Annotated in this window: 9 protein-coding genes, 2 rRNA genes and 1 riboswitch (1 of these 12 cut by a window edge); all 11 genes read left to right on the top strand. The window is 53.7% G+C overall.

The genetic code is table 11. The features are described from left to right. Nucleotides 1–2,412: ribosomal RNA gene (locus tag FED52_RS12110) — 23S ribosomal RNA — on the top strand; it begins 502 nt to the left of the window's first position. 56 nt (nt 2,413–2,468) lie between these two features. Then, nucleotides 2,469–2,584: ribosomal RNA gene (gene rrf / locus FED52_RS12105) — 5S ribosomal RNA — on the top strand. A gap of 83 nt (nt 2,585–2,667) precedes the next feature. Continuing rightward, nucleotides 2,668–2,859 carry an NETI motif-containing protein gene (locus FED52_RS12100; RefSeq protein ID WP_138860031.1) on the top strand — a complete coding sequence of 64 codons (192 nt, stop codon included), beginning with the start codon at nt 2,668–2,670 and terminating at the stop codon, nt 2,857–2,859. A 140-nt stretch (nt 2,860–2,999) separates the two neighbouring features. Then, a riboswitch (purine riboswitch) is annotated at nt 3,000–3,101 on the top strand. A gap of 69 nt (nt 3,102–3,170) precedes the next feature. Continuing rightward, on the top strand, nt 3,171–3,659 hold the full coding sequence (purE, locus tag FED52_RS12095; RefSeq protein ID WP_138860030.1) for a 5-(carboxyamino)imidazole ribonucleotide mutase: 489 nt from the start codon (nt 3,171–3,173) through the stop codon (nt 3,657–3,659). Continuing rightward, nucleotides 3,659–4,753 carry a 5-(carboxyamino)imidazole ribonucleotide synthase gene (gene purK / locus FED52_RS12090; protein WP_205729342.1) on the top strand — a complete coding sequence of 365 codons (1,095 nt, stop codon included), beginning with the start codon at nt 3,659–3,661 and terminating at the stop codon, nt 4,751–4,753. The genes purE and purK overlap by 1 nt, the downstream gene beginning before the upstream one ends. Next, the gene (gene purB, locus FED52_RS12085; protein ID WP_138860028.1) at nt 4,750–6,042 is read left to right on the top strand and encodes an adenylosuccinate lyase; all 1,293 of its coding nucleotides are present in this window, start codon (nt 4,750–4,752) and stop codon (nt 6,040–6,042) included. The genes purK and purB overlap by 4 nt, the downstream gene beginning before the upstream one ends. A gap of 48 nt (nt 6,043–6,090) precedes the next feature. Then, entirely contained in the window at nt 6,091–6,792 is a 702-nt protein-coding gene (purC, locus tag FED52_RS12080) for a phosphoribosylaminoimidazolesuccinocarboxamide synthase (protein ID WP_138860027.1), read from the top strand. Continuing rightward, a complete protein-coding gene (gene purS, locus FED52_RS12075; protein WP_138860026.1) occupies nt 6,792–7,034 on the top strand; it encodes a phosphoribosylformylglycinamidine synthase subunit PurS in 243 nt (80 codons plus the stop codon). Before purC ends, purS begins: the two co-directional genes overlap by 1 nt. After that, nucleotides 7,031–7,711, top strand: coding sequence for a phosphoribosylformylglycinamidine synthase subunit PurQ (purQ, locus tag FED52_RS12070; RefSeq protein WP_034781324.1), 681 nt, complete (start codon nt 7,031–7,033; stop codon nt 7,709–7,711). The genes purS and purQ overlap by 4 nt, the downstream gene beginning before the upstream one ends. Beyond that, nucleotides 7,695–9,914: a phosphoribosylformylglycinamidine synthase subunit PurL gene (gene purL, locus FED52_RS12065; RefSeq protein WP_138860025.1), complete on the top strand. Its 2,220-nt coding sequence runs from the start codon at nt 7,695–7,697 to the stop codon at nt 9,912–9,914. The genes purQ and purL overlap by 17 nt, the downstream gene beginning before the upstream one ends. Next, nucleotides 9,890–11,299, top strand: a complete 1,410-nt coding sequence (purF, locus tag FED52_RS12060; RefSeq protein ID WP_058765678.1) for an amidophosphoribosyltransferase — start codon at nt 9,890–9,892, stop codon at nt 11,297–11,299. The genes purL and purF overlap by 25 nt, the downstream gene beginning before the upstream one ends.

Genomic DNA, 11,299 nt, shown 5'->3' with positions numbered 1-11,299 from the left:
AGTACCGTGAGGGAAAGGTGAAAAGCACCCCGGAAGGGGAGTGAAACAGATCCTGAAACCGTATGCCTACAAGTAGTCAGAGCCCGTTAACGGGTGATGGCGTGCCTTTTGTAGAATGAACCGGCGAGTTACGATGGCGGGCGAGGTTAAGCCGATGAGGCGGAGCCGCAGCGAAAGCGAGTCTGAATAGGGCGCATCAGTCCGTCGTCGTAGACCCGAAACCAGGTGATCTACCCATGTCCAGGATGAAGGTCAGGTAACACTGACTGGAGGTCCGAACCCACGCACGTTGAAAAGTGCGGGGATGAGGTGTGGGTAGCGGTGAAATGCCAATCGAACCTGGAGATAGCTGGTTCTCCCCGAAATAGCTTTAGGGCTAGCCTCGAGGTGAAGAGTTCCGGAGGTAGAGCACTGATTGGACTAGGGGCCCCCACAGGGTTACCGAATTCAGTCAAACTCCGAATGCCGGCAACTTGTACTCGGGAGTCAGACTGCGAGTGATAAGATCCGTAGTCGAAAGGGAAACAGCCCAGACCATCAGCTAAGGTCCCCAAGTGTATGTTAAGTGGAAAAGGATGTGGCGTTGCACAGACAACTAGGATGTTGGCTTAGAAGCAGCCATCATTCAAAGAGTGCGTAATAGCTCACTAGTCGAGTGACGCCGCGCCGAAAATGTAACGGGGCTAAACATACCACCGAAGCTATGGATCCCGTAAGGGATGGTAGGGGAGCGTTCCAAGCAGCAGTGAAGCGGTATCGTGAGGAGCCGTGGAGCGCTTGGAAGTGAGAATGCCGGTGTGAGTAGCGAAAAGAGGGGTGAGAATCCCCTCCGTCGAAAGCCCAAGGTTTCCTGAGGAAGGCTCGTCCGCTCAGGGTTAGTCTGGACCTAAGCCGAGGCCGAAAGGCGTAGGCGATGGACAACAGGTTGATATTCCTGTACCGCCGTACCACCGTTTGAACGATGGGGGGACGCAGAAGGATAAGGTAACCGTGCGACTGGAAGTGCACGGACAAGCAGCGAGGCCGTCGGGTTGGCAAATCCGCCCGACACACAAGGCTGAGCTGTGACGTGGAGCCCGTAGGGCGAAGTACCGGATTTCACGCTGCCAAGAAAAGCCTCTAGTAAGGAGGTCGGCGCCAGTACCGTAAACCGACACAGGTAGGCGAGATGAGAATTCTAAGACGCGCGGGATAACTCTCGTTAAGGAACTCGGCAAAATGGTCCCGTAACTTCGGGAGAAGGGACGCTTATGGCAACATAAGCCGCAGTGAATAGGCCCAAACGACTGTTTAGCAAAAACACAGGTCTCTGCTAAATCGCAAGATGAAGTATAGGGGCTGACGCCTGCCCGGTGCTGGAAGGTTAAGGGGATGTGTCATCGCAAGAGAAGCACTGAACCGAAGCCCCAGTAAACGGCGGCCGTAACTATAACGGTCCTAAGGTAGCGAAATTCCTTGTCGGGTAAGTTCCGACCCGCACGAAAGGCGTAACGATTTGGGCACTGTCTCAACGAGAGACCCGGTGAAATCATAGTACCTGTGAAGATGCAGGTTACCCGCGACAGGACGGAAAGACCCCATGGAGCTTTACTACAGCCTGATATTGAGGCTTTGTACGCGATGTACAGGATAGGTGGGAGTTTGTGAAGCCGGAGCGCCAGCTTCGGTGGAGACACCCTTGGGATACCACCCTTTGCGTATAGAGTCTCTAACTCGCAGCCGTGATCCGGCTGGAGGACCGTGTCAGGTGGGTAGTTTGACTGGGGCGGTCGCCTCCTAAACAGTAACGGAGGCGCCCAAAGGTTCCCTCAGAATGGTTGGAAATCATTCGAAGAGTGCAAAGGCAGAAGGGAGCTTGACTGCGAGACCTACAAGTCGAGCAGGGACGAAAGTCGGGCTTAGTGATCCGGTGGTTCCGCATGGAAGGGCCATCGCTCAACGGATAAAAGCTACCCTGGGGATAACAGGCTGATCTCCCCCAAGAGTCCACATCGACGGGGAGGTTTGGCACCTCGATGTCGGCTCATCGCATCCTGGGGCTGGAGTAGGTCCCAAGGGTTGGGCTGTTCGCCCATTAAAGCGGTACGCGAGCTGGGTTCAGAACGTCGTGAGACAGTTCGGTCCCTATCCGTCGTGGGCGCAGGAAATTTGAGGAGAGCTGTCCTTAGTACGAGAGGACCGGGATGGACGCACCGCTGGTGTACCAGTTGTTCCGCCAGGAGCATCGCTGGGTAGCTACGTGCGGACGGGATAAGTGCTGAAAGCATCTAAGCATGAAGCCCCCTCCGAGATGAGATTTCCCTTTGAGCAATCAAGAAAGACCCCTCAGAGACGATGAGGTAGATAGGTCATGGGTGGAAGCACGGCGACGTGTGGAGCTGAATGATACTAATCGGTCGAGGCTTTGATCTAGTCTAAGGTTTGTATGAATTGATGAGTCTTCAGTTTTGAGAGAACGATCTCTCTTGTCTGGTGGCGATGGCGAAGTGGTCACACCCGTTCCCATGCCGAACACGGAAGTTAAGCGCTTCAGCGCCGAAAGTAGTTGGGGGTCTCCCCCTGTGAGGATAGGACGTCGCCAGGCAAACGGTGGTTCTGGAGCATTCGCTCAAGGGCCGCCGCTTTTTTTATTTATATCGCGATTCAAATGAAAGAGAGGAAGAACAGATGGCCAAAAAAATCAAAGTATACGTCGAGCCAAACGAGACAATCGATGAGTGTTTAAATCGAATTGATCAAATGGGGTATCGCCCGATACGTAGGATTGAGAAGCCTGTCTTTGAACAAACGGGAACCAAAGACGAACCTGTACATTCCCATCAGTCGATTTTATTTGAGTGCGTTGCTCTCAAACCATAATGCTAAACCGTCACGAATGAGTGGCGGTTTTTTTGTGTTTTAATGAACCTAAAGACGAACGATAAATATTCAGACAATTAAATTGTTCGCCGTTTGTTGACATGTTTTGAATGAACAAGGTACGATAGGCGTGTGAGTTAAGAACAAATTAAATAGTGCTCCATATAATCGCGAGGAAATGGCTCGCAAGTTTCTACCTGATCGCCGACTCTGATCAGACTATGGGGTATAGTCGACATTTTTTTGTCGTGGTCTATACCCTAAACTGGTTATTCGGTTTAGGGATTTCTTTTTTTAAGGGGGACATTTAAGTGAAGGCAACAGTAGGTGTGATCATGGGTAGTTCTTCCGATTGGGAAACAATGAGCCATGCTTGTGAGATCCTTGAAGAGTTGAGTATTCCATATGAAAAACAAGTTGTCTCGGCGCATCGGACGCCGGACTTAATGTTCGACTACGCTGAGGGAGCTCGGGCAAGGGGCATACAGGTCATTATCGCTGGAGCAGGAGGCGCAGCTCACTTACCAGGTATGGTCGCTGCAAAGACCACATTACCCGTCATCGGGGTACCAGTACAATCGAAGGCGTTAAACGGACTTGATTCATTGCTTTCGATTGTTCAAATGCCTGCAGGTGTACCGGTCGCAACCGTCGCCATCGGTCGAGCTGGGGCGACGAACGCAGGTCTTCTCGCGGCGCAAATCTTGAGCCTCCAATCTTCTGAATTGATTGACCGTCTCGAGGTTTACCGCCAAGTGAAACGAGATATGGCACTCAAAGCGACAGAGGAGCTGATTTGATGAGAATCGGAATTTTAGGCGGAGGCCAGCTAGGTCGGATGATGTCACTCAGCGCGAGTGCTATGGGATACGAAACGCTAAGTCTTGATCCAAACCCAAACGCACCGGCCGCTCAAGTCGCGCCAAGCATCGTGGCTACATTTGACGACGTAACAGCAGCTCGTGAACTCGCTCAGCGTTCAGACGTCATCACATATGAATTCGAAAATATCGACACAGCGATGATTGAAGCTATCGCCGACAAGTGTCCGCAAGGGATGGATGTCTTAAAGGCGACACAGCATCGGCTCTATGAGAAGCAAATGATTGAAGGTGCGGGCCTTCACGTCGCTCCATATGTTCCAGTTCGTTCCCTCCGAGACGTCACTCGAGCGAGAGACGTGTTAGGCCTCCCATTCGTCATCAAGACGTGCCGATTCGGATATGACGGAAAAGGCCAAACGGTCTTGCGGACGGAGCAAGATGTTCGCACATTTACGAATCAGTTCGAAGAGACGGAGTACGTGGCCGAAGCTTGGCTGCCTTTTAAAAAAGAAATTTCGGTCATCGTAACGAGAGGGGCTCACGCGACGACAACGTTCCCGATCAGCGAGAATATTCATCATCAAAATATTTTACACTTATCGATAGTGCCAGCACGAGTGGAACAAGACATTTTGGAAGAGGCTCGGCATTTGGCCCTTCAACTCGCTGACCACATCGGATTGATTGGAACGCTTGCGGTTGAACTGTTCATCATGGAGGATGGTTCCTTGTATGTGAATGAACTTGCTCCCCGTCCCCACAATTCAGGGCATTACACGATTGACGCCTGTGAGACGTCCCAGTTCGAGCAACATGTACGGGCAATCACTGGTATGAAGCTCGGTCGTACGACACTCCACACCCCGGTCGTGATGGTTAACCTGTTAGGCGAACATATGGATGAGCTGAATCCGCAAACGTTACCGTCGAATGTTAAACTACATTTGTATGGAAAAGAGGAAGCGAAGACTGGTCGGAAGATGGGGCACTTGAACGTGCTCGCCGATTCCGTCGAAGAAGCGCTTCAGACCATCGAACAATTGGCAATCTGGAAGGAGACCGTTTTATGATTTCACGTTATACCCGTCCCGAGATGGCGGCGATTTGGACAGACCAAAACAAATTTGAGGCATGGCTTCAAGTAGAACTTTACGCATGTGAGGCGTGGAGCGAGCTAGGCGTCATTCCAAAAGAAGATGTCGCGGTCCTGTGGGACAAAGCATCGTTTGATGTCGAACGCATCTTGGAGATCGAGCAAGAGACGCGCCATGACGTTATCGCCTTCACGCGTGCCGTCTCAGAGACGCTTGGAGAAGAGAAGAAGTGGGTGCATTACGGACTGACTTCGACAGACGTCGTCGATACGGCCTTATCGTACTTGATTAAGCAAGCAAACGATATTTTAGAAGCTGACATCGACCGCTTCATCGAGATCCTCGCTGAGAAAGCGAAAGCACATAAGTATGACATCATGATGGGCCGTACACACGGTGTTCACGCAGAACCGACGACGTTCGGATTGAAACTCGCCCTTTGGTACGAAGAAATGAAGCGCAACAAGAAGCGGTTCATGGCAGCCCGTGAGACGATTGAGTTCGGCAAGATGAGTGGTGCGGTCGGCACGTTCGCAAACATCGATCCGTTCATCGAGTCGTATGTATGTGACAAATTAGGGATTCAAGCGGCACCGATTTCGACACAGACGTTACAACGTGACCGTCACGCCGAATACATGTCGACACTCGCATTGATTGCCACATCAATCGAGAAGATGGCGACAGAGATTCGCGGCCTCCAAAAGACAGAGACACGTGAGGTCGAAGAATTCTTCGCCAAAGGACAAAAAGGGTCGTCAGCGATGCCGCATAAACGCAACCCAATCGGTTCAGAGAACATGACCGGCCTGGCCCGTGTCATTCGCGGTCATATGGTGACGGCGTATGAGAACGTCCCACTCTGGCATGAACGTGACATCTCACACTCTTCAGCCGAACGGATCATTCTTCCGGATGCGACGAGTCTCCTCAACTACATGTTGAACCGCTTTAGCAATATCGTGAAGAACTTGACGGTCTTCCCGGACAATATGCGTCGGAACATGGATCGGACGTTTGGCATCATCTTCTCCCAACGCATCTTGCTCGCCTTGATCGAAAAAGGATGGTCGCGCGAAGCGGCGTATGACGCCGTTCAACCGAAGGCGATGCAGGCGTGGGAAGAAGAGACGATGTTCCGCACTTTGATTGAACGAGACGCCGAGATGGGCGCGCTCTTTACGAGTGACGAGCTCGACGACCTATTCGACCCGAGCCATCACGTGCGCCGTGTCGATGTCATTTTTGAACGCTGTGGTTTGTGATCGTTGAGGGGCGTCATGCCCCTCTCACTTTTAAGGGGGACGATACAGATGGAAGCAATTTACGAAGGTAAAGCGAAAGCGTTATTTGAGACTGAAGAACAGGGTGTGCTCCGCGTTTATTATAAAGACGACGCGACAGCATTTAACGGGGAGAAGAAAGAATCAATCGCCGGCAAAGGCGTGTTAAACAATGCTATCACGACGCGCTTGTTCGAACTCATGCACGATAACAAGATTCCGACGCATTTCATTAAGCGACTATCGGATCGCGAGCAGCTCGTGCGCCGTGTCGACATCATTCCGCTTGAGGTCGTCGTGCGTAACATTGCCGCCGGAAGCCTTGCGAAACGACTCGGTTGGGAAGAAGGGACACCGCTCCTGTCACCAATCGTCGAGTTCTACTATAAAGATGACGCACTCGGAGATCCACTCTTAACAGAGGACCATATCCGTTTACTGCAAGTCGCTACACACAAAGAAGTCGAAACATTGCGACAACTCGGCCTATGGGTCAACGATGTATTGCTCGATTTCTTCAATGACCATGGCATTGATTTGATCGATTTCAAACTCGAGTTCGGTAAAGTCGACGGCACGATTATCCTTGCCGACGAGATTTCACCAGACACGTGCCGGCTTTGGGACAAAGAGACGAAACAAAAGCTCGATAAAGATGTTTTCCGCAGAGACCTCGGATCTCTGACAGACACGTATAGCCAGTTGTTAACACGCATAGGGGGAATGAACTGATGAAAAAAATAAACGTGTACGTGACATTACGTGAAAGTGTACTCGATCCACAAGGCGTCGCCGTCAAAGGCGGACTCGAACATCTCGGCTTTACAGGCGTTGAATCAGTACGCATCGGGAAAGTGATCGAGCTTCAAGTGGCAGAAGAGACGACCGAAGCGATGGTGCGTGACATGTGTGAGAAGTTGCTCGTCAACACGGTCATCGAGAACTATCGAATCGAGATGGGGGTACTCGCATGAAATTCGCTGTCATCGTCTTCCCGGGATCAAACTGTGACCTCGACATGTATCACGCTGTAAAAGATGTCCTCGGCGAAGAAGCGGACTATGTGTTCCATACGGAAACGTCGCTTGACGGTTACGACGGTGTGTTACTGCCAGGCGGATTCTCATATGGGGATTACTTGCGCTGTGGCGCCATCGCCCAGTTCTCACCAATTATGAGTGAAGTCAAACGGTTCGCAGAAGAAGGGCGTCCGGTACTCGGCGTCTGCAACGGTTTCCAAGTGCTCGTCGAAGCGGGACTCCTACCGGGCGTATTGATGCGTAACCGTGATTTGAAGTTCATGTGCAAGACGGTCGAATTGAAAGTCGAGACGAACGAGACGATGTTCACGAACGATTATGCACTCGGGGAAACGATCCAAGTCCCGATCGCGCACGGGGAAGGCAACTACTACTGTGACGAGGCGACGCTTGAGACGCTTCGTAGCAATGGGCAGATCGCCTTCACATATACCGACAACCCGAATGGATCGGTCGCGAATATTGCAGGGATCACGAACGCACAAGGCAACGTACTCGGAATGATGCCGCACCCGGAGCGAGCGGTCGAAGCATTGCTCGGCGGGGAAGACGGCAAACGATTATTCACTTCGATGGTGAAATGGGGGACTCGACATGCTACTTACAACTGAACCGACAGCAACACACATCCGTGAAGAGCGACTTTACGCCACGATGGGATTGACCGATGAGGAATACGCGCTCGTCGTCTCACTGCTCGGTCGTGAGCCGAACTACACCGAGATTGGGTTATTCTCGGTCATGTGGTCTGAACACTGTTCGTACAAAAACTCGAAGCCTGTCCTCCGGAAATTCCCGACCACTGGGAAACACGTCCTTCAAGGACCTGGGGAAGGTGCTGGCATCGTCGATATCGGCGATGGCCAGGCCGTCGCTTTCAAAATCGAGAGCCATAACCATCCGTCGGCGATTGAGCCGTACCAAGGTGCGGCGACAGGTGTCGGCGGGATTATCCGTGACATCTTCTCGATGGGCGCGCGACCGGTCGCACTCCTTAACTCGCTCCGCTTCGGAGATTTGAACGAATCACGTGTGAAACATCTCTTCGGTCATGTCGTCTCAGGCATCGCCGGATACGGCAACTGCGTCGGTATCCCGACGGTAGGTGGGGAAGTCGCGTTTGATCCGGCCTATGCGGGTAACCCGCTCGTCAACGCGATGTGTGTCGGGCTCATCCGCCATGAAGACATTCAAAAAGGGATTGCCGAAGGCGTCGGTAACTCAGTGATGTATGTCGGGGCGACGACAGGACGCGACGGCATTCACGGAGCGACGTTCGCCTCGGAAGAACTCGGTGAGGACGCGGACGAAAAACGCCCGGCCGTCCAAGTCGGTGACCCGTTCATGGAGAAACTGTTGATTGAGGCGTGTTTGGAAGTCATCAAGCACCCGGCCCTCGTCGGGATCCAAGACATGGGAGCGGCTGGTCTCACGTCGTCTTCGGCCGAAATGGCATCGAAGGCAGGCATGGGCATCGAGATGAATCTCGACCTCGTCCCACAACGCGAGGCTGACATGACGCCTTACGAGATGATGTTGTCGGAGTCACAAGAGCGGATGCTTCTCGTCGTCAAGGCAGGACATGAAGATGAGATCGAAGCGATCGTCACGAAGTGGGGACTTCATGCGATCAAAGTCGGTGAAGTCATCGAAGACAAAGTGCTCCGTCTGCTCCATCACGGGGAAGTCGCAGCCGAAGTACCAGTCGACGCGCTCGCAGAAGACGCACCGGTCTACCATAAGCCGTCAAAAGTACCGGCATACTATGAGACGTTCCAAGCGATGGCACCGGTCCAACCGGTCGTCACGGACGTACTCACGACATGGAAAGACGTACTCGCCATGCCGACGATTGCCTCGAAACGTTGGGTGTATGAGCAATACGACCATATGGTCCAAACGTCAACTGTCGTCGCGCCAGGAAGTGATGCGGCTGTCATCCGGATTCGCGATACAGACAAAGCACTCGCGATGACGACGGACTGCAACGCCAAGTACGTGTACCTCGACCCACGTGTCGGTGGTGCGATTGCGGTCGCAGAGGCAGCGCGCAACATCGTCGCCAGCGGCGCCACACCACTCGCTCTCACCGACTGCTTGAACTTCGGTAGCCCGGACAAACCAGAAGGCTTCTGGCAGCTCGACCAAGCTGTCGAAGGGATGGCCGAAGCGTGCCGTGCCCTCGATACACCGGTCATCGGTGGAAACGTCTCGCTTTACAATGAGTCGAACGGGACGGCGATTTATCCGACGCCGGTCGTCGGCATGGTCGGCTTGATTGACAAGCCGGAACATATCACGACGTCGTTCGCGAAAGCAGCAGGCGACATCATCTTCCTACTCGGGGAGACGAAACCAGAATTCGGCGGTAGTGCGCTCCAAATGCTGCAAGACGGTAAAGTGAGCGGACAGGCGCCGATGCTTGACCTCGAGACAGAGAGCCGTCAGCAACAAGTATTGCTTACGGCGATTCGGGAAGGTCTTGTCACAGCGGCCCACGACGTATCGGAAGGCGGACTCGCCGCGGCACTCCCTGAGCTCGTGTTCGGCACGGGCTTCGGCGCAGATGTCACAGTCGACGCAGATCTCGTGACGACACTTTTCAGCGAATCACAGTCACGGTTCCTCGTCACAGTCGCGCCACATCAGGCTGATGCGTTCGCGAAGTTGACGAAGGCGACACGCATCGGACAGGTGACGGACACGCCACAATTGACGGTCCGTGCGAGCGACCGCCTCATCGAAATGGATGTCACGGAACTTGAACGGGTATGGGAAGGAGCTATTCCATGTTATATGACATCCGAGGCATGAACGAGGAGTGCGGGGTATTCGGGGTTTTTAATCACCACGAAGCGTCACACCTCGCCTACTACGGCCTCCACAGCCTGCAACACCGGGGACAAGAAGGGACAGGCATCGTCACGGCTGACGGCGAGCGCTTGCACGCCAAACGCGGGCTTGGCCTCGTCGCTGAAGTGTTCGACGAACCGTCGCTCGACGCATTGACCGGGCATCACGCCATCGGTCATGTCCGTTATTCGACGGCAGGCGGCAACACGCTCGAGAACGTCCAACCGCTCCACTTCAAGTCGCTTACGGGCGACTTGGCGATGGCGCATAACGGTAACCTCGTCAACGCCAACGAGTTGAAACATATGCTCGAAGCGGAAGGTGCGATTTTTCAGACGACGTCCGATACGGAAGTCGTCGCCCACTTGATTAAACGAAGCCGCGGCAACTCGATGAAAGAGCGGATTGCAGATAGCTTGGCCCGTCTCGTCGGCGCATTCGCCTTCCTCTTCTTGACGGAAGACGCGCTCTACGTCGGCGTCGACGTTCACGGCTTGCGCCCGCTCTCGCTCGGCCAGACCGAGGACGGAGCCTACGTATTCGCCTCAGAGACATGTGCGTTTGACGTCGTGGGGGCGACGTACGTACGCGATGTCGAGCCAGGGGAACTCCTTATGATCACGCAAGACGGGATCGTGTCGGAGCGGTACAGCGAGGCCTCGGTCCGCGCGATGTGTTCAATGGAATACATCTACTTCTCGCGGCCGGACTCGATCATCGATGGCGTCAACGTGCATACGGCCCGTAAGGCGATGGGGAAGAAGATGTTCGACGAGGCACCGGTCGAAGCGGACGTCGTCACCGGCGTCCCGGACTCGAGCATTTCGGCGGCCATCGGTTACGCCGAGGCGAGCGGGATTCCGTACGAGATGGGACTCATTAAAAACCGCTATGTTGGCCGGACGTTCATTCAGCCGTCGCAAGAACTACGGGAGCGCGGTGTCAAGATGAAGCTGTCGGCGCTTCGAGGCGTCGTGAACGGAAAACGGGTCATCATGGTCGACGATTCGATCGTCCGCGGTACGACGAGCAGACGCATCGTCAAGTTGCTCCGTGAAGCCGGGGCGACCGAGGTGCATGTTCGCATCACGTCACCACCAATCAAGCATCCGTGCTATTACGGCATCGATACATCATCAAAGGAAGAGTTGATTGCGGCCACCAAATCCATCGAAGAGATTAAAGAAGAGATTGGGGCCGATTCACTGGCGTTCCTCACATTGGACGGAACGGTCGAAGCGATCGACCGACCGTTCGAAGGGAACTTGCGCGGGCAGTGTGCCGCTTGCTTCACCGGACTTTATCCAACTGAACTGGCGGAACTTGTAACAGAGACAAAAGCTTGA

This window comes from Exiguobacterium mexicanum (assembly GCF_005960665.1).
In the GTDB taxonomy this organism is placed as follows: Bacteria; Bacillota; Bacilli; order Exiguobacteriales; family Exiguobacteriaceae; genus Exiguobacterium; species Exiguobacterium mexicanum_A.
Note: the sequence above shows the minus strand (reverse complement) of the source record. Positions and strands in the feature narration are given on the sequence as shown.